This is a genomic window from Pseudomonas nabeulensis (genome assembly GCF_004682045.1).
GTDB lineage: Bacteria > Pseudomonadota > Gammaproteobacteria > Pseudomonadales > Pseudomonadaceae > Aquipseudomonas > Aquipseudomonas nabeulensis.
This window is the reverse complement of sequence record NZ_QUZT01000022.1, coordinates 45,202-70,737: the sequence shown is the minus strand read 5'-3', so window position 1 is coordinate 70,737 and position 25,536 is coordinate 45,202. Positions and strand designations below refer to the sequence as shown.

General features: G+C 61.9%; 26 protein-coding genes. 17 read left to right on the top strand and 9 right to left on the bottom strand.

Features of this window, described 5'->3' with window-relative positions; genetic code table 11:
• Positions 1–15: 15 nt before the first annotated feature.
• Genes DYL61_RS13835 through DYL61_RS13820 form a run of 4 tightly spaced genes read left to right on the top strand, consistent with a single transcriptional unit; the run spans position 16 to position 2,610 of the window.
• Complete coding sequence (locus tag DYL61_RS13835) at positions 16–759, top strand: SDR family NAD(P)-dependent oxidoreductase (RefSeq protein ID WP_135308772.1); 744 nt, start codon at positions 16–18, stop codon at positions 757–759.
• Between the two features lie 16 nt (positions 760–775).
• Entirely contained in the window at positions 776–1,177 is a 402-nt protein-coding gene (locus tag DYL61_RS13830) for a VOC family protein (RefSeq protein ID WP_135308771.1), read from the top strand.
• Positions 1,174–2,133, top strand: coding sequence for a saccharopine dehydrogenase family protein (locus tag DYL61_RS13825; RefSeq protein ID WP_135308770.1), 960 nt, complete (start codon positions 1,174–1,176; stop codon positions 2,131–2,133). The genes DYL61_RS13830 and DYL61_RS13825 overlap by 4 nt, the downstream gene beginning before the upstream one ends.
• Positions 2,134–2,151: 18 nt before the next feature.
• Positions 2,152–2,610: a nuclear transport factor 2 family protein gene (locus DYL61_RS13820; protein ID WP_135308769.1), complete on the top strand. Its 459-nt coding sequence runs from the start codon at positions 2,152–2,154 to the stop codon at positions 2,608–2,610.
• Positions 2,611–2,733: 123 nt separating this feature from the next.
• Here DYL61_RS13820 and DYL61_RS13815 read toward each other — a convergent pair whose 3' ends face one another.
• The gene (locus tag DYL61_RS13815; protein ID WP_135308768.1) at positions 2,734–3,159 is read right to left on the bottom strand and encodes a hypothetical protein; all 426 of its coding nucleotides are present in this window, start codon (positions 3,157–3,159) and stop codon (positions 2,734–2,736) included.
• Positions 3,160–3,323: 164 nt separating this feature from the next.
• On the opposite strand from DYL61_RS13815, the gene DYL61_RS13810 reads away from it, so the two are divergent.
• On the top strand, positions 3,324–4,337 hold the full coding sequence (locus DYL61_RS13810) for an ABC transporter substrate-binding protein (RefSeq protein ID WP_135308767.1): 1,014 nt from the start codon (positions 3,324–3,326) through the stop codon (positions 4,335–4,337).
• 315 nt (positions 4,338–4,652) lie between these two features.
• Here DYL61_RS13810 and DYL61_RS13805 read toward each other — a convergent pair whose 3' ends face one another.
• Positions 4,653–5,549 (bottom strand): LysR substrate-binding domain-containing protein, encoded by an 897-nt coding sequence (locus DYL61_RS13805; protein ID WP_135308766.1) that lies wholly within the window; start codon positions 5,547–5,549, stop codon positions 4,653–4,655.
• A gap of 172 nt (positions 5,550–5,721) precedes the next feature.
• Between DYL61_RS13805 and DYL61_RS13800 the strand changes: the two genes are divergently transcribed.
• From DYL61_RS13800 to DYL61_RS13770, 7 genes are all read left to right on the top strand, one after another.
• A complete protein-coding gene (locus tag DYL61_RS13800) occupies positions 5,722–6,669 on the top strand; it encodes a branched-chain amino acid ABC transporter permease (protein ID WP_135308765.1) in 948 nt (315 codons plus the stop codon).
• Complete coding sequence (locus tag DYL61_RS13795; protein ID WP_135308764.1) at positions 6,666–7,751, top strand: ABC transporter permease subunit; 1,086 nt, start codon at positions 6,666–6,668, stop codon at positions 7,749–7,751. The genes DYL61_RS13800 and DYL61_RS13795 overlap by 4 nt, the downstream gene beginning before the upstream one ends.
• Positions 7,748–8,521 carry an ABC transporter ATP-binding protein gene (locus DYL61_RS13790; RefSeq protein WP_135308763.1) on the top strand — a complete coding sequence of 258 codons (774 nt, stop codon included), beginning with the start codon at positions 7,748–7,750 and terminating at the stop codon, positions 8,519–8,521. The genes DYL61_RS13795 and DYL61_RS13790 overlap by 4 nt, the downstream gene beginning before the upstream one ends.
• Positions 8,514–9,230, top strand: a complete 717-nt coding sequence (locus DYL61_RS13785) for an ABC transporter ATP-binding protein (protein WP_105699356.1) — start codon at positions 8,514–8,516, stop codon at positions 9,228–9,230. The genes DYL61_RS13790 and DYL61_RS13785 overlap by 8 nt, the downstream gene beginning before the upstream one ends.
• Before the next feature lie 64 nt (positions 9,231–9,294).
• Positions 9,295–10,434: a branched-chain amino acid ABC transporter substrate-binding protein gene (locus tag DYL61_RS13780; RefSeq protein ID WP_135308762.1), complete on the top strand. Its 1,140-nt coding sequence runs from the start codon at positions 9,295–9,297 to the stop codon at positions 10,432–10,434.
• 57 nt (positions 10,435–10,491) lie between these two features.
• A complete protein-coding gene (locus tag DYL61_RS13775; protein WP_105699358.1) occupies positions 10,492–10,971 on the top strand; it encodes an L-2-amino-thiazoline-4-carboxylic acid hydrolase in 480 nt (159 codons plus the stop codon).
• Positions 10,964–12,199 carry a Zn-dependent hydrolase gene (locus tag DYL61_RS13770; protein WP_135308761.1) on the top strand — a complete coding sequence of 412 codons (1,236 nt, stop codon included), beginning with the start codon at positions 10,964–10,966 and terminating at the stop codon, positions 12,197–12,199. The genes DYL61_RS13775 and DYL61_RS13770 overlap by 8 nt, the downstream gene beginning before the upstream one ends.
• Positions 12,200–12,339: 140 nt before the next feature.
• Here DYL61_RS13770 and DYL61_RS13765 read toward each other — a convergent pair whose 3' ends face one another.
• Positions 12,340–13,128 carry an AraC family transcriptional regulator gene (locus DYL61_RS13765; protein ID WP_135308760.1) on the bottom strand — a complete coding sequence of 263 codons (789 nt, stop codon included), beginning with the start codon at positions 13,126–13,128 and terminating at the stop codon, positions 12,340–12,342.
• Positions 13,129–13,213: 85 nt separating this feature from the next.
• On the opposite strand from DYL61_RS13765, the gene DYL61_RS13760 reads away from it, so the two are divergent.
• The 3 genes from DYL61_RS13760 (at position 13,214) to DYL61_RS13750 (ending at position 15,968) form a co-directional block, all read left to right on the top strand.
• Complete coding sequence (locus DYL61_RS13760; protein WP_135308759.1) at positions 13,214–14,212, top strand: bile acid:sodium symporter family protein; 999 nt, start codon at positions 13,214–13,216, stop codon at positions 14,210–14,212.
• Positions 14,213–14,298: 86 nt separating this feature from the next.
• Positions 14,299–14,658, top strand: coding sequence for a type 1 fimbrial protein (locus tag DYL61_RS13755; RefSeq protein ID WP_135308758.1), 360 nt, complete (start codon positions 14,299–14,301; stop codon positions 14,656–14,658).
• Positions 14,659–14,780: 122 nt separating this feature from the next.
• Positions 14,781–15,968 carry a sugar transporter gene (locus DYL61_RS13750; protein ID WP_135308757.1) on the top strand — a complete coding sequence of 396 codons (1,188 nt, stop codon included), beginning with the start codon at positions 14,781–14,783 and terminating at the stop codon, positions 15,966–15,968.
• Positions 15,969–16,298: 330 nt separating this feature from the next.
• On the opposite strand, the gene DYL61_RS13745 is transcribed toward DYL61_RS13750, so the two are convergent.
• The 4 genes from DYL61_RS13745 to DYL61_RS13730 all read right to left on the bottom strand — a co-directional run bounded on the left by DYL61_RS13745 (position 16,299) and on the right by DYL61_RS13730 (position 20,283).
• Entirely contained in the window at positions 16,299–17,498 is a 1,200-nt protein-coding gene (locus DYL61_RS13745) for an NAD(P)/FAD-dependent oxidoreductase (RefSeq protein WP_135308756.1), read from the bottom strand.
• 133 nt (positions 17,499–17,631) lie between these two features.
• A complete protein-coding gene (locus DYL61_RS13740) occupies positions 17,632–18,000 on the bottom strand; it encodes a response regulator transcription factor (RefSeq protein ID WP_135308755.1) in 369 nt (122 codons plus the stop codon).
• Between the two features lie 97 nt (positions 18,001–18,097).
• The gene (locus DYL61_RS13735) at positions 18,098–18,748 is read right to left on the bottom strand and encodes a response regulator transcription factor (protein ID WP_105699366.1); all 651 of its coding nucleotides are present in this window, start codon (positions 18,746–18,748) and stop codon (positions 18,098–18,100) included.
• On the bottom strand, positions 18,745–20,283 hold the full coding sequence (locus DYL61_RS13730; RefSeq protein ID WP_135308754.1) for a sensor histidine kinase: 1,539 nt from the start codon (positions 20,281–20,283) through the stop codon (positions 18,745–18,747). The genes DYL61_RS13735 and DYL61_RS13730 overlap by 4 nt, the downstream gene beginning before the upstream one ends.
• A 219-nt stretch (positions 20,284–20,502) precedes the next feature.
• Between DYL61_RS13730 and DYL61_RS13725 the strand changes: the two genes are divergently transcribed.
• Both DYL61_RS13725 and DYL61_RS13715 read left to right on the top strand, forming a co-directional pair.
• A complete protein-coding gene (locus DYL61_RS13725) occupies positions 20,503–21,525 on the top strand; it encodes a LysR family transcriptional regulator (protein ID WP_274594946.1) in 1,023 nt (340 codons plus the stop codon).
• Between the two features lie 88 nt (positions 21,526–21,613).
• On the top strand, positions 21,614–23,023 hold the full coding sequence (locus tag DYL61_RS13715) for a mechanosensitive ion channel family protein (protein ID WP_135308753.1): 1,410 nt from the start codon (positions 21,614–21,616) through the stop codon (positions 23,021–23,023).
• A gap of 174 nt (positions 23,024–23,197) precedes the next feature.
• On the opposite strand, the gene DYL61_RS13710 is transcribed toward DYL61_RS13715, so the two are convergent.
• Both DYL61_RS13710 and DYL61_RS13700 read right to left on the bottom strand, forming a co-directional pair.
• Positions 23,198–24,187, bottom strand: a complete 990-nt coding sequence (locus DYL61_RS13710) for a GlxA family transcriptional regulator (RefSeq protein WP_135308752.1) — start codon at positions 24,185–24,187, stop codon at positions 23,198–23,200.
• A 255-nt stretch (positions 24,188–24,442) separates the two neighbouring features.
• Positions 24,443–25,387 (bottom strand): aliphatic sulfonate ABC transporter substrate-binding protein, encoded by a 945-nt coding sequence (locus DYL61_RS13700; RefSeq protein ID WP_135308750.1) that lies wholly within the window; start codon positions 25,385–25,387, stop codon positions 24,443–24,445.
• Positions 25,388–25,536: the final 149 nt, after the last annotated feature.

The window sequence follows — 25,536 nt, the reverse complement described above, 5'->3', positions numbered from 1 at the left end:
GCAGTGGAGCAGGCCATGAGCGTCATCGTGATTACCGGAGGCAGCCGCGGGATCGGTGCCAGTACCGCCGAACTCTGTGCTCGCCAGGGGCATGGGGTGATCCTCACCTACAACCGTAGCCCGGATGCAGCGCATGCGGTGGTGCAACGTATCGAAGCGGACGGCGGCAAAGCCGTGGCGCTTGAACTGGATGTGGCGAATGTCAGCACGTTCGCGGCCTTTGGCGAAACGCTGAAGAACACCCTGCACACCACTTGGGGCGTCAACACGCTGAGTGGTCTGGTGAACAACGCTGGCTACGGCTTGTTCAACCCGCTGGAGTCGGTGACCGAAGTGCAGTTCGACGGCCTGTTCAACGTGCACCTCAAAGGCCCGTTCTTCCTGACCCAAACCTTGCTGCCGCTGCTGGAAGCACACGCCAGTATCGTCAACCTCACCAGCGCCACCACCCGCGTTGCCACCGCAGGCGTGGCGCCGTACGCCGCATTCAAGGGCGGTCTGGACGTGCTTACCCGCTACATGGCCAAGGAGTTCGGCGAGCGTCGCATCCGCGCCAATGCCGTGTCCCCCGGTGCCATCCGCACGGAACTGGGCGGCGGTTTGAACGACGAGTTCGAAGCCCTGTTGGCCGGGCAAACCGCCCTGGGGCGTGTGGGAGAACCGGACGACGTGGCGCGGGTGATCGCTATGCTGCTGTCGGAAGAAGGTCGTTGGATCAATGCCCAGACCCTGGAAGTCGCCGGCGGCTACATCATCTGAATCGGGAGGCCACACCATGCTTGATCATCTGTTTCTCTCGGTCAGCGATATCCAGCGCTCGATCCGCTTCTACGAAGCCACCCTCACACCCCTGGGCATCACCGCACGCCTGGATTACGACGGCAAGGACGACCCACCCGGCCACCCTGACCTGAAAGGCTTTGGCGCCCACGGGCGGATGTTCTTCTGGCTGCGGGAAGGCGTGGTGGAAGGGCGAGCGGTACACGTAGGTTTTGTCGCCAATAACCGCGCCGAAGTGGAAAACGCCTACGCCGCCGCCCTGGCCAACGGCGCCACCGACAACGGCGCACCCGGCGCCCGCTTGCACTACGACCCCAACTACTACGCCGCCAACGTGCTGGACCCGGACGGCTACAGCCTCGAATTTGTCTACAAGAACTGGCAGCACACCTCATGAAAACCCTGATGATCTACGGCGCCACTGGCTACACCGGGCGCATGGCGGCGGAACACGCGAAAAACCTTGGCCTCAACCTGGTGATCGCCGGTCGCAACGCCGAGCGCCTGGCCGCCTTGTCCGCCGAATTGGATGCGCCTTACCGCGTATTCACCGCAGACGCCAGCCAACTGGAGGGCATCGACGTTCTGCTCAACTTCGCCGGGCCTTTTGCCCAGACCGCCCCAGCCTTGATGCGTGCGTGCATCGCCAATGGCACCGACTACCTGGACATCACCGCTGAAATCAACGTGTACCGCCTGGCCGAACAGTTCGGCGCCGACGCGGATGTCATGTTGCTGCCCGGCGTGGGTTGGGACGTGGTGCCCACCGACTGCCTGGCCATGCACGTCGCCAGTCGCGTGCAACAACCGCATTCGCTCAAGATCGCTTTGCAGGTGCCGGGTGCCATGTCCCGTGGCTCGGCCATGAGTGTCGGCGAGATCACCGGTGCCGGCGTGATGGCACGCATCGACGGCCAACTGCTCGCCACCCCGGATGTGCAGCCACAGCACCTGGACTTTGGCGACGGCCCGGCATTGTGCGCGCCATTGTCGTTTGGCGATCTGGTGACCGCGTGGCACTCCAGCGGTATCCCCAACATTGAGATGTTCGTACACATCACTGGCGAAGCCTTCCCCGAAGGCGACCTGTCGCTGCTGCCCGATGGCCCCACTCAGGCCCAGCGTGACGCCCATCGTGCCCGCGCCGTGGCCGAAGTCACGGGTATCGACGGGACAGTAGCGCGCTCGGTCATCGAGACCGTCAACGGCTACAGCTACACCCCGTTGGCCGCCGTGGAAGCGGCGCGCCGAGTGCTCGGTGGCGAGCGCCGCCCTGGCTTCGAAACCCCTGCAAAACTGTTCGGCATGGGCTTTGCCCAGACGATTGCTGGCACGCAGATTACTGATTACTAAACCTTCAGGAATTACCTCATGACAGACCTGCAAACCGCCGCCGAAACATTCGCGGTAATCGACACCCTGCATCGCTTTGCTGCGGGCATCGACCTGAAAAACTCCGCTTTGCTGGCCTCGGCATTCACTGCCAACGCTGTCTCGGACTTCCGCCCGGCGGCCGCCAAGGCGGGCTTCGAATACCCGGTGCTGGAGGGCCGCGACACCATCGTTACCACGCTGTTCGGCGCCCTCGGTCCACTCGACACCACCCATTCCGTGAGCAATGCACGGGTGACCCTGAACGGTGACGGCGCCCGCCTGGACGCCCTGGTCGAAGCGCAACACGTGCCGCAAAGCGACCCGTCGCGGCATTACCTGATGAAGAACCGTTATGACGTGGAGCTGGTGCGCGAGGGCGGCGAATGGCTGATCCAGCGGGTGACCGTGGATAACGTCTGGCGCTCGGGGGATCCGGCAGTCCTGGCGGGCATTTAAGATGCGCAGTAGATCCAATGTGGGAGCGGGCTTGCTCGCGAAAGCGGTGGGTCAGCCAACACTTCAGGTGACTGGTCTACCGCATTCGCGAGCAAGTCCGCTCCCACACAAGTTCGCCGACCTTTAGTCCTGCGGCTGAATCTGCAACTCTCCCTCCACATCCTTGACCAACCCACTGGCCAAAAACAGCGGCATCAACCGCTTGTGCAGTTGCGGCTCGACGAACTCCTTCACCGTATCGAGTGCCAGCACCCCACTCAGCGGCAACTCGGCCTTGGTGTACGACAACCAGGCCTTTTTCAACACTTGCAACACATCACTGCCCGCCGTGGTGGCAAAGCAGCGGTGGGTGGGTTTGCCGTCGAAGGTGAAGGTGTGCTGGAACGCGTAGCCCGTTTCATCGCCACCGCTGGCGGTGCAACGGATGCAGGTGCACGGGCCGTCGCCGAAGGCGCTGCGCAGGTAGCTGTTGAAGTCCACCACGGGTTTGAGTGACAGGCGCTTATCCACCTCGAACAGGTCCCCGGTCATTTTTTCGTCAGTGTTCAACGTGCATTTCCTCGCAGGTTCGGCGGTTTTTCAAAGCGCGGCACAATACCAGCCGGGCGCGTGTTTGTGGGCCATTTTGCATAACAATAGACCTCGATATTCTTTTGCTGTCTTAAAAACCCTGGCTACCCTCGCTCACCTTCTCAAAAGTGCGGCAGATTCCCATGACCTTCAAGCGTTCTTCCCTGACCCTGTTGGCGGCCTCATTGGCTGCCGCGACTGCGTTGCTCAGCCCCGGTGCCCAGGCTGAAGGCAAGATCAGCATCGCCCAGCAATTCGGTATCGGCTATTTGATCCTCGACGTGGTTCGTGATCAGCACCTGATCGAGAAACACGGCAAGGAGCAGGGCCTGGATATCAAGGTGGACTGGAACAGCATCTCCGGTGCCACCGCGATGAATGAATCGCTGCTGGCCGGCGCGCTGGATGTGGTGTCGGCTGGTGTGCCGCCGATGCTGACCCTGTGGGACCGCACCAAGGGCAAGCAGAACGTCAAGGCTATCGCCTCGTTGGGCTCGATGCCCAATTACCTGCTGACCAACAACCCTAACGTGAAGACCCTCAAGGACTTCACCGAAAAAGACCGCATCGCTGTGCCCGCCGCTGGCGTGGGGTTCCAGTCGCGCACCTTGCAGATCGAGACCGCCAAGCAGTTCGGCGATGCCAACTACAAGAAGTTTGACGATATCTCCATCAGCCTCGCGCACCCCGACGCCACCGCTGCACTGATTGCCGGTGGTTCGGAGATCAACGCGCACTTCTCCAGCCCGCCGTTCCAGTATCAAGAACTGTTGAATCCGAATGTGCACAAAGTGCTCAGTTCCTACGACATCCTCGGTGGGCAAGCCACGTTCAACGTGCTGTACACCACGCAGAAATTCCACGACGAAAACCCCAAGACCTACAAGGCGTTCTATGACGCCCTGGCCGAAGCCGAGCAGATCATCAAGGCGGACAAGCCCGCTGCGGCCAAGGCCTACATTCGGGTAGAGCAGTCGAAGTTGCCGTTGGACCTGGTGGAGAAGATCGTCCAGGACCCGGAGATCGATTTCACCGTGGTGCCGCAGCGTACCTATATCTATGCCGAGAAATTGCAGGAGTTGGGCGTGCTGAAAAACAAGGCGGCAAGCTGGAAGGACTACTTCTTCGAAGAGGCCCATGGCGGTAACGGCAGCTGATTTCAGCTATAGAGCAATTCAAAAATGTGGGAGGGGGCTTGCCCTAATGCCAGTCAGTTAAGTAAACAGCAGATGAGCGGCTTTCTGTAGTGAGCGGGCTTGCCCCGCGCTGGGTGGCGTAGCCGCCCTAAACCCAAGCACTGCGGTGTTTCAGATACACCGAGGTGGATGGTTTTGGGGCGGCTTCGCCACCCAGCGCGGGGCAAGCCCGCTCACTACAGAGGCGGTGTTGCTCCTGTCATCTCTTAACTGACTGGCATTAGGGCTTGCCCCTCCCCACATTTGATCTCCACAGTGATTGGGATCTGCGCAAGGCTAGCCGGCAATCAAACTCCGCTTGATCCAGTCATATAAATCATTGCCTTCGCTGGACAATTCACTGTTGGCCCGCCGGCACAGGTAGTACTGGCGCCCATCATTGACCTCCAGATCAAACAGCTTGACCAACTCCCCGCTGGCCACATGCGGCCCCACCAACGGTTCGCGCAACAGTGCGCAGCCCAGGCCGGTGAGGGTTGCGGTGAGCGCCAGTTGGCCGTCCTCCAGCAGCAACCCATTCAGCGCCGTGGCGTCGACTTCGGCCGCTTCGAACCACTGGCCCCATGTACCGCGTTCCTCGTCATGCAACAGCGGCAGCTCACTCAGCGCCTGGGGCGTGTCGATAGGCCCGTGCTGCGCCAGAAACGCGCGACTGCAATAGGGCGTCACCGCGCCCGAGATCAGCGGTTCACTGTGATACCCCGGCCAATGCCCGGTGCCAAAGCGGATCGACAAATCGGCCGCATCGCTGGGGTAGCTGCGGTGGTTGGCGTAGGTCACGTTGATGTCCAGCGCCGGGTGGTCGCGGAGGAAGCTCGCCAGGCGCGGGATAAACAGGTTGATGCCAAACAGCGGGATCAGGCTGATGGTCACCTGGCGCGTGGCGCTTTTTTCGCGCACATGTTCGGTGGCGCTGCGCAACACCGCAAACGCCGAACGAATCGCACGGTAGTACTCGCGGCCTTCATCGGTGAGCACCAGGTTGCGGCCCTGGCGCAAGGTCAACGGTTGCTGCAAGAAATCTTCCAGCAAATGCAGTTGATGGCTGATGGCTGAAGCGGACACGTCCAGTTCGCGAGCGGCGGCATTCACGCCACCGTGGCGCGCAAACGCTTCGAAGGAGCGCACAGCACGCAGGGGAGGGTCATTGGCTAATTGTTCTGATTTATTCATGTGTTGAATTAAATACTAACTTGAAACGCAAATAAAGAGCCATAAGTGCCGTATTTACGGCATAAACAGCGTGTTTCAGCTTTGATATAACGATATGACTTTCTGATATTTGATAAAAACAGAATAGATGCTTAGTGTGCCGCCCTTGTACGCACTGAGGTCGAAGGTTTTGATGGATGGGTTTATCCAACAACTGCTCAATGGTTTGATGACGGGCAGTCTCTACGCGCTGGTGGCCCTGGGTTACACCATGGTCTATGGCATTTTGCGCATCATCAACTTCGCCCACGGCGATGTGTTGATGATCGGCGCGCTGGTGGGCTTGTCGATGATTCGCCTGTTGCAGGCGACCTTTCCCGGTCTGCCGCCGGTGCTGGTATTGCTGTGCGCCACCGTGGTCGCCATGGCCTTTTGCGCGGTGCTGGCGGTGGTGATCGAGCGCGTGGCCTACCGTCGCCTGCGCAATGCCCCTCGTTTGGCCCCGTTGATCAGCGGTATTGGCGTGTCGTTGCTGCTGCAAACCCTCGCCATGCTGGTGTGGACCCGTAACCCGCAGATGTTCCCGCAATTGCTGCCATTGGAGCCGATTGAAGTGCTGGCCGGCGCCTCCGCGCACCCGGCGATTACCAACGTCACCGCGCTGACCACAATTGGCATTGCTGTGTCGGTGATGATCGCGCTGCTGGTGCTGGTGGAGCGCACGCGCTTCGGCCGGGCCATGCGCGCCGTGGCCGAGAACCCCCAAGTTGCCAGCCTGATGGGCATCAGCCCCAACCGCATCATCGTGATCACCTTCGCCATCGGCGGCGCCCTGGCGGCACTGGCCGGGATCATGATGGCCAGCAACTATGGCAGCGCGCATTTCTACATGGGCTTTTTGCCGGGTATCAAGGCGTTCACCGCTGCGGTATTGGGCGGCATCGGCAACCTCAAGGGCGCCATGCTGGGCGGTCTGCTGCTGGGGCTGATCGAAGCCCTGGGTACGGGCTACCTGGGCGCGGCCACCAACGGCGTGTTTGGCAGTAATTACCAGGATGTGTTCGCCTTTATCGTGTTGATCGCGGTGTTGGTGTTCCGTCCTTCCGGGTTGTTGGGCGAACGTTTGGCGACCCGCGCATGATCAAGTCTCTCTCTCCCAATCAGCGTGCAAGCCTGGGCTTGCTGTTGTTCGCCGTGGCCCTGGTGCTGGCGCCGTGGATCGTCGGCCATGCCGGTGGCAACACTTGGGTGCGCACCCTGGATTTCGCGCTGCTGTACATCATGCTCGCCCTGGGTTTGAACATCGTGGTCGGCTATGCGGGGCTGCTGGACATGGGCTTTATCGCCTTCTACGCGGTGGGCGCCTACCTGGCGGCGTTGCTGTCGTCGCCGCATTTGCTGCAACAGTTCCCCGCGCTGGCAGCCATGCTGCCGGCGGGCATGCACACGTCGATCTGGCTGATCCTGCCGTTGGGCGCGTTGCTCGCAGCCGGTTGCGGTGTGGTGCTCGGTGCGCCGACCCTGCGCTTGCGTGGGGATTACCTGGCCATCGTCACCTTGGGCTTTGGCGAGATCATTCGCATTTTGCTGCGTAACCTGGACCGCCCGGTGAACATCACCAACGGCCCCAAGGGCATTTCCCAGGTCGATCCGGTCAACCTGTTTGGCGTGAACTTCGCGCGCACCCAGGAGCTGTTCGGGCTGCGCCTGCCTTCGGTGTACCTCTATTACTACCTGTTTGCAGCGCTGGTGGTGTTGATCCTGTTCGCGTGCATCCGCTTCGAGCGCTCGCGCATTGGCCGCGCTTGGGTCGCGATCCGTGAAGACGAAGACGCCGCCCAAGCCATGGGCATCAACACCGTGCGCCTCAAGCTGCTGGCCTTTGCGATTGGCGCCGCGTTCGGCGGCGTGGGCGGGGTGCTGTTCGCTTCGTTCCAGGGCTTTGTCTCGCCGGAGTCCTTCACCCTTAACGAGTCCATCGCGGTGTTGGCGATGGTGGTGTTGGGCGGCATGGGCCATATCCCCGGCGTGATCCTCGGCTGTGTGTTGCTGGCGGCCTTGCCCGAAGCCTTGCGCGCCAGTATGGGCCCGCTGCAACAGGCGCTGTTCGGCCAGGTGCTGGTGGACCCGGAGATCATCCGGCAACTGTTCTACGGTTTGGCGCTGATCCTGGCGATGCTCTATCGACCCGCCGGTTTGTGGCCCAAAGGAGTGGCACGATGAACGCACCGCTGTTGCAGATCGACAAGGTCAACAAACACTTCGGCGGCGTCGCGGCGCTGACGGACGTGAGCCTGAGCATCCAGCCCGGCGAGATCTACGGCTTGATCGGCCCCAATGGTGCGGGCAAGACCACGTTTTTCAATGTGATGACCGGGCTCTATACACCCGACTCGGGGCGCTTTCAGTTGGACGGTCGCGACTATCAGCCCACCAGCGTGCACCAGGTGGCCGAAGCCGGTATCGCCCGAACGTTCCAGAACATCCGCTTGTTCAACAGCATGAGCGCCCTGGAAAACGTCATGGTCGGGCGCCATGTGCGCACCCGCAATGGCCTGTGGGCCGCCTTGAGCCAACATCGCCGGGCGCGGGAAGAAGAAGCGCAAACCCGCGCCCACGCCCATCGTTTGTTGGCTTACGTCGGCCTGGCCGGGTTCGCTAATTACCGCGCTGACAGCCTGAGCTACGGCCATCAACGCCGCCTGGAAATTGCCCGTGCCCTGGCCACCGAACCACGCCTGCTGGCACTGGACGAACCCGCAGCAGGCATGAACGCCAGCGAGAAGGTGCAACTGCGCGGCCTGTTGGAAAAGATCCGCGACGACGGCCACACGCTTTTGCTGATTGAACACGACGTCAAACTGGTGATGGGCGTCTGCGACCGCATCAGCGTATTGGATTACGGGCAAGTCATCGCCGTGGGCCCGCCGGCCGAGGTACGCCAGCACCCGGCGGTGATTCAAGCCTATCTGGGAGCCAGTGCCCATGTCTGAACCCCTCTTGAAAGTCGACGGCTTGCAGGTGCGCTATGGCGCCATCGAAGCCGTCAAATCCCTCGACCTGCATATCGATGAAGGCGAGCGCGTGACGTTGATCGGCGCCAATGGCGCCGGCAAGAGTTCCAGCCTCAAGGCCCTGACCGGCTTGCTCCCGGCGGCGGCGGGCGAGATCCGTTTTGCCGGGCAATCGATCCGCGGCCAGGCCCCGGAAAAGCTGCTGCGCCAAGGCATCGCCCTGGTCCCCGAAGGCCGTGGGATTTTTGCGCGCATGAGTGTGCTGGAAAACCTCCAGGCCGGAGCCTTCCTGCGTCGCGACAACGATCAGGTACAGCGCGAAATGCGCCAACTGTTCGAACACTTCCCGCGCCTGGAAGAACGCCTGCACCAATCCGCCGGCCTGCTCTCGGGCGGCGAGCAACAAATGCTCGCCCTGGCCCGCGCGCTGTTGTCACGCCCGCGCTTGCTGATCCTGGATGAACCGTCCATGGGCCTGGCGCCGATCATGGTGGAGAAGATTTTCCAGGTGATCGACGACGTGTGCAGCCAAGGCATGACCCTGTTGCTGGTGGAACAGAACGCACGGCTGGCGCTGCAAGTCACCGACCGCGCCTATGTGATGGACACCGGGCGCATCAGCCTGACCGGCCCCTCCCAGGATTTGCTTGAACACCCCGAAGTGCGCAGCGCGTATCTCGGCGAATAACCCCATGACGCTACCGGACGCCCGGCGTGTTCCGACCCGCCCGAAAAATGAGCAGGAATCACTGATGAGCACTTTGAAGAAAACCGCACTGATCGGCCTGGCCCTGAGCAGCCTGGCCAGCGCCGTCGCCCAGGCTGACCAGACCGTGTTGATCGGCCTGGCCGGCCCACTCACCGGGCCGTCGGCACGGATCGGCAAGGACCTGGAAAACGGCGCCCAATTGGCCATCGACCAGGCCAACGCCAAACACCCGAAAATCAACGGTGAGGCCGTGACCTTCAAGCTGGTCTCCGAAGACGACCAGTCCGACCCACGCACCGCCGTCACCGTGGCCCAGCGCCTGGTGGACGAAGGGGTGGTCGGCGTGGTCGGCCACTGGAACACCGGCACCAGCATCCCCGCGGCGCGGGTTTACCACGATGCCGGCATCGCCCAGGTGGCGCCGGTGGCTACCGGTCACGCCTACACCCAGCAGGGTTTCGACACCAGCTTCCGCATCATGGGCCATGACGACGATGGCGGTCAGGTCGCCGGTGACTATGCGTTGACCACCCTCAAGGCCAAGCGCATTGCCGTGATCGACGACCGCACCGCCTTTGGCCAGGGCCTGGCGGACCAGTTCGTCAAAGCCATCGAAGCCGGTGGCGCCAAGGTGGTGGGCCGTGAATATGTGGACGACAAGACCATCGACTTCAGCGCCGTGCTCACCAATATCCGCAGCCAGAACCCGGACCTGATCTTCTTTGGTGGTGTCGACTCCCAGGCCGCGCCGTTGGCTCGTCGCATCAAGCAACTGGGCATCAAGGCAACGTTGATGGGCGCCGGTGGGTTTGTCAGCCAGACCTTCCTGGAGCTGGCGCAGAACGAAGGCGAGGGCGTGATTGCCCTGGAGCCGGGTTTGGCGGTGTCGCAGATGCCCGGCGGCAAAGCGTTCGAACAGGCGTACAAAGAACGCTACAAGCACGGTATCGAACTGCATGCCCCGTTCGCCTATGACGGCGTTGGCGTGCTGGTCGCGGCCATCGAAAAAGCCGACTCGGTCGACCCGCAGAAGTACCTGCCGGTACTGCGCGCCATCAGCTACCCGGGCGTGACCGGCACTATTGCGTTTGATGCCGAAGGCAACCTGAAGAAACCATCGTTCACCGTGTACCAGGTCAAAGCCAACCAATGGCAGCCGGTCAGCGTGGCGGGCGGTAAGTAATCGTTTTGTCGGGCGCCTGTGGGGCGCCCGATGCTGTGGAGCTGATGGAGGCACACAATGAGCAAACTGGAAGGTGAACTGGGCATCCTGGCCCGGCGGCGCATCGAGGCGGAAATCATCAAGCCGATCTACGAGATCTTGAAGCGCGAACAGGGCAAGGACTTTGCCGCTGCCGTGATCGGCGAAGCCGTGGGCAACGCGGCGATCCAGGCGGGGAAGCATTTTGCCGCGCTGGAAGAAAACGCCGACCTCAAGAGCTTCGTCGAGCTGCAAGTGCTGTGGGAAAAGGACGATGCGCTGAAAGTCGAGATCATCGCCAGCGACGCCGAGCACTACGACTACGACGTCAAGCGCTGCCGCTACGCCGAGATGTACAACGAGATGGGCCTGGGCGAGATCGGCCACCTGCTGTCGTGCAATCGCGATGAGCTGTTCATCGTCGGCTACAACCCGGACATCGAACTGACCCGCACCCAGACCATCATGGGCGGCGATCACCGCTGTGATTTCCGTTATCGGGCCAAGCCCCATGAGTAACCTGGCGCGCGTAAACGGCGAGCGCCTGTGGGGCTCGTTGATGGAGATGGCCCAGATCGGCGCTACGGAAAAAGGCGGCGTGTCACGCCTGGCATTGACCGATGAGGACCGCCGTGGCCGCGACCTGTTTGTGCAATGGTGCGAAGAGGCCGGGTGCAGCATTCGGGTGGACGCCATGGGCAATATCTTTGCCCGTCGTGCCGGTCGCCAGGACCATCTGGCACCCGTGATCACCGGTTCCCACGGTGATTCCCAGCCGTTTGGCGGCAAGTACGATGGCATCTACGGCGTGCTCGCCGGGGTGGAAGTACTGCGCACCCTGAACGACCTGGGCATCGAAACCGACCGGCCGATTGAAGTGGTCAACTGGACCAACGAGGAAGGCTCGCGGTTTGCCCCTGCGATGATTTCATCCGGCGTGTATGCGGGTGTGTTTGACCTGGAATACGGCTTATCCCGCGAAGACAAGGCCGGCGTGACCATCGGCCAGGCCTTGCAGCATATCGGCTATGCCGGGCCGCATCCGGTTGGCGGTCAGGCGATCCACGCTGCGTTCGAATTGCATATCGAACAAGGGCCGATTCTTGAGGCGCAGAACATCACCATCGGCGTGGTGACCGGTGCCCAGGGCCAACGCTGGTACGAAGTGGAGCTGACGGGCCGCAGTGCGCATGCGGGCACCACGCCGATGGACCATCGGCTGGACGCCTTGCTCGGTTTTGCCCGTGTGGTTGAAGCGGTCAACGGCTTGGGCCTGGAGCAGGGCGCCGAAGGCCGCGCCACAGTGGGCATGGCGAATATCTTCCCCAACTCGCGCAACGTCGTGCCAGGGCGGGTGTTTTTCAGCGTGGAGTTCCGCCACCCGGATGAAGCGGTGTTGGCACAGCAGGACCGGCAGTTGCGTGAGGCCGTGGCGCAGATCGCCGAAGGGATTGGCTTGCAGCACAGCGTGAAGCAGATCTTCCAGTACGCGCCGATTGCGTTTGATGCTGACTGCGTGGAGGTGGTGCGAGCGTCTGCCGAGGCGTTGGGCTATAGCCATCGGCCGATGATTTCCGGGGCCGGGCATGATGCCTGTTACCTGAACCAGGTGGCGCCGACGGCGATGATCTTTGTGCCGTGTGTGGATGGCTTGAGCCATAACGAAGCGGAAGAAATATCCCAGGAATGGTCGACCGCGGGAGCGGATGTACTGCTCCAGGCAATTTTGGCCAAGTCCCACCTCTAGCCAGCACAGCAGATCCAATGTGGGAGGGGGCTTGCCCCCGATGAGGGCGTGTCAGTTGTTACATCAGTGATTGACACACCGCTATCGGGGGCAAGCCCCCTCCCACATTTGGATCTCCTACATCTGAGATATCTGATACATCAGCGGAAGAACTCCCCCGGCGTCGCCTCAAACTGCTGGCGAAACGCATTGATGAAGGCCGAAGTGGATTCATACCCACACCCCAATGCCACATCCGTCACCCGCTCGCCTTGTTCCAGGGAGGGCAGGGCGGTCAGCAAGCGCAAGCGTTGGCGCCATGCGCGAAATGTCAGCCCGGTGTCGCTCAGGAACAACCGGCTCAACGTCTTCTCGCTCACCCCCAGTTTCTGGCTCCATTGCCCCAACGTCGTCTGTTGCTCCGGGTGTGCATTCAGGCTGCGATAGATTTGCCGCAAGCGCGGGTCGAGCGGCAACGGCAACATCAAGTCCACCTGCGGCGCCGCCGCCAACTGGTCCAGCACCACCTGGGCCAAGCGCCCATCTGGCCCGTCCACGGCATATTCCACCGGCAGTTCGCTGAAGCTGCGGATCAATTCGCGCAACAGGCTGCTCACTTCCAGCACGTGACAACGCTCGCTGGCCCAGGCGGTCACGCTGCAATCGAGGTACAGGCTGCGCATCTCCGTGCGCGGGGAGCTGAATACCCGATGCGGCACACCGGCCGGGATCCACACCGCCCGCTGAGGCGGCGCGACGAAGCGGCCGACGCTGGTCTGGATCTCCAGCACCCCGGAAATCGCGTAGGACAATTGCACCCACGGGTGGCTATGGCGGCGGGTCAGCGCGCGATTGGGTAAGGATTCGGTACGCCCATACACCGGGCGTGGCAGGCTGGAAAGCCCGGGCACACTGCGGCGGACGGTCTTGTCGTGTCCTTTAGGCGGCATTTGTTGGCTCATTGGCGTTAGTCGGTAACAAGCCGTTACGTTAGAGTCGCGGCGATGCTCTTGGCAACCCCTGGAAGATTTGCTTATGACCCGCCCGCGTTTTCTGCCCGACAACTTCACCCTGACGCTGATCGCCACGGTGATCCTCGCCTCCCTGCTGCCCGCCAGTGGCCAGACCGCCGTGGCCTTTGGCTGGGTGACCAACCTGGCCATTGCGCTGCTGTTTTTCTTGCACGGCGCCAAGCTGTCGCGCCAGGCCATCGTCGCCGGGGCAGGGCATTGGCGCCTGCACTTGCTGGTGTTCAGCCTGACCTTCGTGCTGTTTCCGCTGCTGGGCCTGGCGCTCAAACCGCTGCTGTCGCCGTTGATCGGCAAAGACCTGTACATGGGCATGCTCTATCTATGTGCCTTGCCGGCCACGGTGCAGTCGGCGATTGCCTTCACGTCCCTGGCGCGGGGCAATATCCCGGCGGCCATTTGCAGTGCGGCGGCGTCGAGCCTGTTCGGGATCTTCCTCACGCCGTTGTTGGTCACCCTGTTGCTCAACGTGCACGGCGAGAGTGGCTCTACCGTCGATGCCATCCTGAAAATCAGCGTGCAATTGCTGCTGCCGTTTATTGCCGGGCAGATCGCTCGCCGCTGGATTGGCGAGTGGGTCGGCCGCAACAAGGCTTGGCTGAAATTCGTCGACCAGGGCTCGATCCTGCTGGTGGTGTACGGTGCGTTCAGCGAAGCGGTCAACGAAGGTATCTGGCACCAGATCCCGTTGTGGGAGCTGGGCGGCCTTGTCGTGGCGTGCTGTGTGTTGTTGGGCCTGGTGCTGGTGGCGTCCAGCGTATTGGGCAAGGCATTCGGTTTTAATCAAGAAGACCGCACCACTATTCTGTTTTGCGGCTCGAAAAAGAGCCTCGCGACGGGTGTGCCCATGGCCCAGGTGCTGTTCGCCGGGGCGACCATGGGCGTGCTGATTTTGCCGTTGATGCTGTTTCATCAGATCCAATTGATGGTGTGTGCGGCGCTGGCCCAGCGGTACGCCAAACGACCGGAGTCGATCCCGGAAATGATGGGGCAGGTCGATCCGTGATTTTTCTGTAGGACGCAGACGAACGGTCTCAAGTAAACAGTGGGCCAGACGACCTCCTAGGTAACAACCCAGGAAGGAGTGTCGTCATGAACAGCGTTAAGCGTTTGTCACTGGTTGCTGGCTTTCTTGCACTGTGGGCGGGCGGCTGTATCGCTGCGGGCGGTGTGATCCGCTTTGAGGGGCGCATCGTTGAACCCGGCTGCCAATCGAGTTCGCGAGGCGGCTCGACGTTGGAGTTGACGGGCTGCCCACAAAAGCTGCGCGACAGCCAGTTCGACGTGCAGCCCATCCGCAGTGTGCAGGCGGTGGGCAATGCGCCGGTGCACGTCAAGCTGCTGACCGACAGTGGCGCAGGGCGCTATTACGACCAACGGTATCAACTGGTGGATGGCCGAGGAAAGCCGATTCAGTCAGGAGCATACGTGGTGACCCTTACCGCGCCTTGATGAAATGATGGCTTTTTGATCAGGATCAGCGCCACCAACCGGGCCGCAAACCTATAGAATGCTCGGCGGCGGCGCTTGTCCTGGGTGGCCGCTTGATCATCGTCCGAGTACCGCGCCCTTCAATGAGCATTTCAGCCGCAACACCCCAAGCCAACTGGCAACCGGTCATCGCCCTCGCGCTGGCCGCCTTTGTGTTCAACACCACCGAATTCGTGCCCGTCGGGCTGCTCAGTGCCATTGGCGCCAGCTTCGACATGCCGGTGTCCAGCGTCGGGTTGATGCTGACCATCTATGCGTGGATCGTGTCCCTGACGTCGCTGCCGGTGATGCTGCTGACCCGCAACGTCGAGCGGCGCAAACTGCTGATCGTGCTGTTCGGCCTGTTTATCGCCAGCCATGTGCTCTCCAGCATCGCCACCAGCTTTGGCATCCTGATGCTCAGTCGGATCGGCATCGCATTGTCCCATGCGCTGTTCTGGTCGATTACCGCGTCCCTGGCCGTACGCCTGGCGCCGGAGGGCAAGCAGGTGCAAGCCCTGGGCCTGCTGGCCACCGGCACGTCGCTGGCGATGGTGTTGGGGATCCCGTTGGGCCGTCTGCTGGGCGAAGCCATGGGCTGGCGCACCACCTTTCTGGTGATCGGCGCGTTCGCCGCCGCCCTGGTGTTTTGGCTGGCGCGCACCTTGCCTTCGTTGCCGAGCCAGAACTCTGGCTCTCTGCGTAGCCTGCCGTTGTTGTTCAAGCGTCCGGCCTTGGTGGCGTTGTACGTGCTGACCGCGATGACCGTCACTGCGCAATTCACCGCCTACAGCTACATCGAACCCTTCGTCGAAGGTGTGGCGGGCATGGGTGGCAGTGCCGTGACCCTGATCCTGCTGGTGTTCGGCGGCGCCGGCATCATTGGCTCGTTGTTGTTCAGCCTGGTGCACCGCTTCAACCCGCACCTGTTTGTGGTCGGCGCGGTGTTTATCCTCGCGGCATGCCTGGCGCTGTTGCTGCCGCTGAGCGGGGCCGAGTCGTACCTGGTGGTGCTGAGCATCTTCTGGGGCATGGCGATCATGGGTTTTGGCCTGGCGATGCAGTCCAAGGTGTTGGTATTGGCACCGGATGCCACCGACGTGGCCATGGCGATGTTTTCCGGTATCTACAACATCGGCATTGGCGGTGGGGCGTTGATGGGCAGCTGGGTCGGCAGCCACTTCGGCTTCGCCTGGATCGGCGCGGCGGGCGGGTTGTTGGCGGCGCTGGCGTTGATTTTGTATTGCCTGGCGATTCAGCGGTTTGGGCAGGGTGTTGTGGCTCGCGATTAACCTGTAGGTGGGGGTTTGCCCTAACGCCACTCAGTTAAGGCGAACAGTGTATCTGTGGCGAGGGAGCTTGCTCCCGTTGGGCCGCGAAGCGGCCCCAGCTCTTTGTTTTAAAAGACTGGGACTGCTACGCAGTCCAACGGGAGCAAGCTCCCTCGCCACTGGTTGCTTTTACACTGGCTACTTCTTAATTGACTGGCATAAGGGCTTGCCCCTCTTCCACATTTAACCGAGTTTGCGCGCAAAAAAACGCCCGCCGAAACATCATTGGCGGGCGCTCGGGAGTGACCGGGGCAGCAAGGAGGGGGCTGCCCGGTGTAGGGATCGGGTGAATCAGGCGACCGGAATCAACGGGTCCGCCGCCGCCAATGCGACTGCACGCTCGGCTGCCGGTGGGTAGATCCACACGGTGTTGATCTGGTGCTTGAGTTCCTTGGCTTCCTGGCCCACCAGTTTCAGTTGGCGGTCCCAGCCTTCGGTGAACACCGCGCCCCAGGCGCCGAGGTCGAGGCAGGTCACGTACTTGGGTTGGCTGTAGGTCATCGGGGCCACGCCGATCAGGTCGGCGGCGACGTTGTTGCCGGCGTAGCGCCCCAGGGCGATAGCGTGCTGGCAGGACATGCCGGCGAAGTTGCCCAGGTTATCGGTGGCGGCGTAGGCCACGTCACCGGCGGCGAAGACATCGCGCTGGCCTTTGACCTTGAGGTTGCCATCCACATGCAGGCGGCCTTGCGGGTCTCGGGTGCCGCTGACCTGTTCGGTGAGCGGGTTGGCGCGAAAACCAATGGTCCAGATCACGGTGCTCGATTCAATCCGCTGGCCGTTCGCCAGGGTCACGCCGCCGGCATCCACCGAAGCCACCGAGGTGTTGAGCACCCACTCCAGGCCCAGTTCCTGGCTCGCTTCGATGATCGAGGGGCGAATGCCGTCGCCCATGGACGCGGCAATCTGCGGGCCACGGTCAACCACCACGACACGAATGTCGGCGTTGTCACCGAGGGCTTCACGCAGTCGCGCTGGCATTTCGGTGGCAGTTTCGATACCGGTGAAACCGCCGCCGGCCACCACTACCGTATTGCGCGCCGCGCCCTCAGGCAGGTTTTTCAACGCCTTGATATGGGCTTCCAGGCGCGTGGCATCTTCAATCTGATCCACATCGAAGACATGCTCGATGCCTTGCATCTGTGGGCGATTCAAGCGGCTGCCGGCGGCCAGTACCAGGCGGTCGTACTGGAGCGTGGTGGAGATGCCGGCGGCGTTGCGGTAAGTCACTTGCTTGCTGTTTTCATCGATGCTGTCGGCTGCGCCGGCTACAAAGTTCACGCCGACTGCGTCGAACAACGGGCCGAGTGGAGCCATCATGGTGTGCACATCGGGCTCATAGAACCGGGGGCGGATGCGCAGCTCGGGTTGCGGGGCGAGCAGGCTGATCTGCACGTCGTTGCGGTCGTGTTTGTCCAGCAGCCGGGCTGCGCTCAACGCGCTCCACACACCACCGAACCCTGCGCCAATAATAAGAATGTGCTGTTTCATGGTTTGCTCCTGGAGAGTCTTTGTTACGTGAGTGGGACTGCGTGGAGAAAGACTAACCAGGGCGCTTGTCTCGAACACTTCTACCTAGGGTCAGTGTGGGCATGCGTAGGTGTGAGGCGGCTATACCAAGGTATTAACGGCCCATTACCTGTTGCAGGCACGCCATCAGTTGGGCGCAGGAAAACGGCTTGGGAAAGAACGCTATCGGGGCGGGCAGCGATTCGTCGAACGTTGGCGGCAAGCCGAGATAGCCGGTGATGAAAATCACCGGTAGCGCGATGCCAAGGGTGTGCAGGCGTTCGTAGAGTTGGATGCCGGTAAGGCCGGGCATCTGGATATCGCTGATCAGGCACGCCGCAGCGCGCGGGCCGTCGGAGTCAAGGAAGGCTTGGGCATTGGCATAGAGCCGAACGGTGTAGCCGTTGGAACGCAGCAGACCATCCAATGCCATGCGTACCGATTCATCATCATCGACGATGGCAATTATTTTCGTGTCGGACATTTAAATACCTGGAGGCAATCGGGCTGCGCATGAAAGCAACCCGCCATCACCTCAAGATACGCCGTCCCCACCGGCAAAATACTATACGTGCGTATAGCTACACCTTGACCGCAATACCCAGGGCCTGAGCCATGCGCACCAAGTCAGCGAACGAGCGCGCAAGCATCTTGCGCATGGCCTGGCCGCGATGAATTTTCACCGTGATTTCGCTCAAGCCGATCTCGCCGGCAATCTGCTTGTTCATCAGCCCGGACACCGCCAGCGCCATCACGGTTTGCTCACGGGGCGTGAGGCTGGCATAGCGCGTGCGCAACGCGTCATTGCCGCGCTCGGCTTCACGGCGTGCCTTGTCCCGCGAGTGGGCGGCGCACACGGCGTCGATCAGGTCTTGTTCGCGAAAGGGCTTGGCCAAGAAATCCACCGCGCCGGCCTTCATGGCGCGCACGGTCATGGCAATATCGCCGTGGCCGGTCATGAACACAATCGGCAGATTGATCCGTGCTGCCACCAGTTCGTTCTGGAAATCCAGGCCGCTGGTGCCTTGCAGGCGCACATCAAGCACCAGGCAACTGGGCAGGTCCGGGCGCGGGAAGTTCATGAATTCGGCGGCCGAGGCAAACAACTGCACCTGCAAGCCCACTGAGCGCAACAGGCTGCCGAGGGATTCGCGCAACGGCCGATCATCATCGACGATGTAGACCCAGGGTTCGTGGCTGATGACCCGGTTCATCGGGTGAAGGTCGTTCATGAGGCCTCCTTGGCCAATAAGGGTAATGCGCAGGTAAATGATGTGCCTTGGCCGAGGGTGCTGGTGGCCCAGAGTCGGCCGCCGTGGAAATCGATGATCGAGCGGCAGATCGACAGCCCCATGCCCAGGCCATTGGGCTTGGTGGTGAAGAAGGGTTGGAATAACGTGGGGAGGTCCTTTTCGTCGATGCCCACGCCCTGATCGGCGACTTCCAGGTGCGCATCGTCCCCCTCTACCCAGGTGCGCACCCGCAGCAAGCGCTGACGCGGTGCCACGGTCTCCATGGCGTGGCAGGCATTGATGATCAGGTTGATGAGCACCTGTTGCAGCTGCACGCGGTCGGCGTTGACCTGCGCATCGAGCACACTCAACTCCACGCGGCTGCGCACTTTGTGACGCGACAGTTCGTGCTGCACCAGGCTCAGGGTTTCGTTGACGATGGCGTCCAGGGATTCGGGTTTGCGCAGCGGGTCGCACTTGCGCGACAGCGCTCGAATGCGGCTGATCACCACGCTGGCGCGGCAAGCGCTGGAGACAATACGGTCCAGGGACTGGCGCGCTTCTTCCAGGTCTGGCACGGGGCGGTCGAGCCAGCGCCGACAGGCTTCGCCGCTGCTGGTGATGGCGGTCAGCGGCTGGTTCACCTCGTGGGCAATCGAGGCCGCGAGTTCGCCCAGGGAAGTGATGCGGGTGACGTGGGCCAGTTGGCTTTGTGCATGGAACAACGCCTCTTCGGCGAACTTGTCGGCGCTGATGTCCTTGACGGCGCCGAGGTATTCAAAGCGTCCACGAGTTTCCCACGGGCTGGCGATCATATGGATGTGTTTGACGCGTCCGTCGGGCATCAGCAGTCGATGCTTGACCTCGATCAGCGGTGCGCGGTTCAGGGCCTTATCGAATACTTCGCGGGCCAGGTGCCGGTCGTCGGGGTGAGTGCGCTCCAGCACCATGGCCGCAGTGGGTTCTTGCTGGTGCGGGTATTCGAAGATCCGTGCCAGTTCTTCGGACCAGGACATCTGCTCGCTGTCACCGCGAAAGCTCACGCTGCCGGTCTGGCTCAGGCGCTGGGCACCCGTGAGGTAGGCCTCGTTGTGACGCAGGCTGTCCGCCGCGTATTTGCTGCGCAGCGCCAGGAAGGTAATCGCGGAGAGCGCCGTGAGGCAGCGGAAAAACCCGGTGATCGCATCCCAGCGCTCGTAGTTGCCGTTATAGAGAAACAACGCGGTGAGCAGCGCGATGGAAAACAGCGCGACGCCAATCACCACATTGATCGAGAACAGGTTGGCCGCCATCAGCAGTAGCGTGATGTAGAGCAGGGTCGGCGCCCAGTCGGTATGGGTTTCGGAGTTGATCACAAAGATGCCGCACGCCACCACCAGCCCCACCACCCAGCCCAAGGCGTTGACCAGCGGGGTCGGGCTGATGCCGAATGCCGCGCGTGTCCGGCTCTGGCGTGGCGTGAAGAGCAACCGGTCCCAGAGGCCGGTGAACCATGAATGTTCGCGACGCAGGCTCGCGGGAACGGAAATTTTCATGGCCTTCAGGCACTCCATTGTTGTTGTAGAGAGTGGAGCATCGGACGCTCACTTTAAAAGCATTGGTTCGCATCGAGTAGGACACAAAACCCTGAAATCCTGCCAAGGCCTATACCCATGTATGAGCGTCCTGACCCGAGGTACAAGAGACGCCACATCCAGCCGCCCCTAACCTGAGGCCTCTCACTCCTCTCCAAGGCCCATGGCCGGGTGGCTCACATGATGAACAGAAATGACCTGCGTCGTGCTGACATCAATCTGCTGGTGGTGTTCGAGTCGATGATGCACGAGCGCAACGTCAGCCGCGTCGGCGAGAAACTCTTCCTCGGCCAGCCGACCATCAGCAGCGCCCTCGGCCGTTTGCGGCTGATGTTCGACGACCCGTTGTTTATCCGCGCCGGGCGCCTGATGCAGCCGACGTCCCGCGCCGAAGAGATCTTCAGCAACCTGGGTCCGGCGCTGGACACCATCGCGGCGGCGCTGAGTCGTTGTCAGGCGTTCAACCCTGCCACCAGCGAGGCGACCTTCCATATCGGGCTGTCCGATGACGTGGAATACGCGTTGCTGCCCGGCCTGCTTCAGCGCTTGCGGATCGAGGCGCCCAACATGTCGTTGGTGGTGCGCCGTGCCGATCACTGGCAAATGTCCCAACTGCTCACCAGTGGCGACATTTCCCTGGGCATCAGTCACACCCAGGAACTGCCGGCCAATGCCCGGCGCAAAGCCTTGCGGCCCATGCGCGCCATGCTCTTGCGCGCAGACACCCGGCCAGGGGAACTGGGTCTCGACGAATTTTGCCAGCGGCCCCATGCGGTGGTGTCGTCCATGGGCAACGTGATCGACGAATCCGACCGTGCCCTGGGCCTGCTCGGCCTGCAGCGCAAAGTGGTGCTCACGGTGCCGCAGTTCAGCGCATTGCCGGTGTTGCTCGCCGGCAACGACATGCTCGCCGTCGTGCCGGATTACGTTGCACACGCCATGGCCGGCGTAGGCGGGTTGCGCGCGCAGTGCGTACCGTTGCACGTGCCGGAACAGGAGCTGGCGCTGGTCTGGCGGGGCACCACCCATAACGATCCGGGCGAACGCTGGTTGCGTTCACGTTGCAGCGTGTTTTTGGGGGAGCCGATGACGGCTGACGCGTGTATGCCGGCTGAGCTTGTTGTGGCGAGCGAGCTTGCTCGCGCTGGGGCGCGCAGCGGCCCCAAAACCCGTCAACTCAATATGTCTGACACGCCACAGTGATCTTGTTGGGGCCGCTTCGCAGCCCAGCGCGAGCAAGCTCGCTCGCCACAGACAGCGCGTTCACTTTGATAGCTGAGGAACCTTCGTCATGGATGCCCATCCCTTATTGCTGGCCGGCGCGTTGATCCTGCTGGACCTGGCCCTGTGGCAATACCTTGGCCCGCTAAAGCGCAGCGTGCGCACGGTGCTGCGCGTGCTGGTGTTCTTGCTGTTTTGTCGGGTGATGATCGCCGCCGGCATCAGCCCGTTACAGCCACCACCATGGCCCGAGGACGCGGTGCGGAACCTGCTCGCCACCGTGCTGGGCATTGGCTGGTGGTTGTTCGCGGCACGCACGCTGACGGTGATCCTCGGCCATGGCCTCACCTCCCGCGTCGGCCAGAATGCACGCCTGCTGCATGACGTGATGGGCGCGCTGATCTTTCTGATGGCCATCGTCGGCGCGGCAGCCTACGTGCTGCAATTGCCGGTCAAGGGTTTGTTGGCAACATCGGGGGCGATGGCGATCATCATCGGCCTGGCGGTGCAAAGCACCCTGAGCGATCTGTTCAGCGGCATTGTGATCAATACCACCAAGCCCTATCAGCTTGACGATTGGGTGAGCATCGACGGGGTTGAAGGCAAGGTGCTGGAGATCGACTGGCGCTCGACCCATCTGCAGACTGAATCGGGCAGTGTGGCTGTGGTACCCAATGCTTTGGCGGCCAAGGCCAAGATCCTCAATCACAGCCGACCCGGCGCGATACACGGCGTCAGCGTGACCCTGGCGGTGCCCAGCGGCGTGGCACCGCGCCTGGTGCTGGATGCATTGGACAAAGCCTTGCAAGGCACCCAGGCGTTACTGCCGGGACATGCGCCTAAAGTCTCGATCAAAAGCGCGCAGCTGGAGTTCAACGAATACGAACTCAAGGGTTTCGTTGCTTCGCGCTCGGGCCGCAGCAACGTGCGCAACCTGATGTTCGACCTGGCCCATCGGCATCTTGAGGCGGCGGGCGTGACATGGGGCGGTGCCGTGCAAGCCTGGAGCCGCCAGCGCCAATTGCTCGAAGAGGCGCGGGTGATGCGCGCCCTCAGCGTCGAAGAGCGCGACCGCCTGGCCGAGGCCATGACCCCGGTGGACTTCCAGGCCAACCAGGTGCTGCTGGCGTTCGATGAAGTCGCGGATGGCCTGATGATCATCGCTACGGGGGTGGTATCGGTGGCGATCCATGATGGCGAGCGAATGGTCGAAGCCGGGCGCATGGGGCCCGGCGAGGTCATGGGCGAGGAGGGCATCCTGGCGGATGGGCGCTCCCGCGGGCAATTTCGCAGCCTCACCAGCGGGCGGTTGTTTCGTATCGAAAAAGCCCTGTTGGGTGAGCAGTTGCAGCACAGCAGTGACCTGTTGATGGCGTTGGACAAGCTGCAACATCAGCGCGAAGGCATTCGGGAGACGGTGGTGCTCAAAAAGCCGCAGCCGGTGAAAAAGCATGGCTTTCTGCGGCGGCTCCTGAGCTGAGTTAAAAAGCGACTTCATTCTTGTAGTGAGCGGGCTTGCCCCGCGCTGGGTGGCGAAGCCGCCCTAAACGCGGGCACCTCGGTCTTTCTGAAACACCGCGGCGTATGGATTGGGGGCCGCTTCGCAGCCCAGCGCGGGGCAAGCCCGCTCACTACAAGGATCTTCATAGCGGTATCAGCGGGAAAAACGCTCACGGTATTCACGGGGCGAAATCGCCAAATGCCGGTGAAAGGTATAGCGCATCCGTTCCTCATCCCCAAAACCGCTGAGCCTGGCGATCTGGTCGATATTACGTTCAGAGTCTTCCAGCAAGCGCCGCGCCGCTTCCATGCGAAACAACTCGACGGCCTTGGCCGGCATGCGCCCAGTGCGTTGCTTGTAGACGCGGGCGAAGTTGCGCGGGCTCATCTGCGCCTGCTGGGCCAGGCGCTCCACCGACAGGTCAGCCTCTTGCAGGTTGTCGGCGAGCCACAGGTGCAGGCTGTCGAAACCGGCGCTGTCGTCGGTTTGGGCTTGCAACAATTGGCTGAACTGCGCCTGCCCGCCAGGGCGCTTGAGGAATACCACCAGTTCGCGAGCCACTTGCAACGCCACGTCCCGTCCGCAGTCGATCTCCACCAGGGCCAGCGCCAGGTCGATGCCGGCAGTCACCCCCGCTGAAGTCCAGACATTGCCTTGCTGGATAAAGATCGCGTCCATATCCACCACAATTGCCGGGAAACCCTGCTTGAGCATCTCGCACATCGCCCAATGGGTGGCGGCACGGCGCCCGTCGAGCAGGCCGGCCATGGCCAGCAGGAAGGTGCCGCTGCACACCGACGCGGTGCGGGTGGCGGTGCCTGAGGCCACGCGCAGCCAGTCAACCAAGTCGGTGTTGGCCGCCATGGCCTGCTGGATCGCCGGCGCACCGGGCACGATCAAGGTGTCGATGGCGCTGTCGCTGAACTGCGCCAACGCCACGGTCTGCACGCTCAAGCCTTCCGCCGTTTGCATCAATCCGCCCGCCAGGCTCGCGGTGTGCATCGCATAGCCGGGCAAGCCGCGCTCGGCCATGGCCTTGGTTGCGGCCCAGAACACTGTCTGGGCACCCGTCAGGTCGAGCAGGCCCATCTGTGGGTAGGCCAGGAATATCAGGGTGCGCGGCTGGGCGAGGGGGGATGTCATGGGTGGCACGCTCAAGAAAAAGGGAGCAATGGGCTTATTGCAAGTCAGTTAAGGCGAACACCGTACTTGTGGCGAGGGAGCTTGCTCCCGCTGGGCCGCGTAGCGGCCCCAGCTCTTTTTTTAAAAGACTGGGACTGCTACGCAGTCCAACGGGAGCAAGCTCCCTCGCCACAGGTTACTTTTACACTGGCTACTTCTTAATTGACTGTTATTAAGCAATGGGCTTCCCTTGTACCACCTAACGCTTAGTCGCTGTTACGGCTTCCACGTCTGCACATCCTGCGCATCCACCGCCTTGGGCAATAACCCCGCCTTGAAGAACGCGTCGGCGATCTTTTGTTGTTCACCCAACTGGTCCAGCGTCACCGGCTGCACCTGATAACTGCGGTGCGCGTTGGCCGCTTCCACCGTGGCCGCGTCCAGGTTGCCCCACAGCGGGCCGAGTACTTTGGCGGCGTCCTGCGGGTGGGCTTTTACCCACTGGCCGGCCTTGTCCAATTGCTCATAGACGATCTTCAACACGTCGGGATGTGCCTTGGCGTACGGCGTACCGGTCAGGTAGTAACGCTTGTAGCTGGCCAAACCGGCGCCGTCGGCCAGGGTGCGGGTCGGCAGTTGGCGTTGCACGCTGGTAAGGAAGGGTTCCCAGGTGACCCAGGCGTCTACCTTGTTGTTTTCGAAGGCGGCGCGGCCATCGGCGGGAGACAGGTAAGCCGGCTCGATATCGGAAAATGCCAGGCCGGCCTTGGCCAGCGCAGCGATCAACAGATAGTGCGTGCCCGCCGCCTTGGTCACGGCGATTTTCTTGCCTTTAAGGTCGCCCAGTTGCTGGATCGGCGAGTCCTTGCGCACCACGATGGCCTGGGCCGACGGCGAGGGAGCTTCCTGGGCAAAGTAGGTGAGTTTGGCCTGGGCCGCCTGGGCGAAGATTGGCACGGTGTCGGCCACGTCGGCGCTGATGTCCACGTTGCCCACGTTCAGCGCTTCCAGCAGCGGCAGGCCACTGGGGAACTCGTGCCAGCTCACGTCAATGTTGTTGGCCTTGAGGGCTTGTTCCAGGGTGCCCTGGGTTTTCAGCAGGGTGATCAGAGTGGAGGATTTCTGGTAACCGATGCGCACGGTTTGCTGGGCCTCGGCGCTCACGGCGACAGAAAAGGCCAGCAAGCCGAGGACGGCAGCGAGGGGACGGCGTAGGGACATGGCAAGCTCGATCCTGGATGAAATAAATCCGAGCTTAAAGTTCTAAAAATCATTCGTTAAATACTCTTTCGATCTTAGCTTAGGACGCTTTTCCTGCGTTTCGACGAATCGGGCATAACCATAGAGTTATATGTTTCTTTCATAATAAT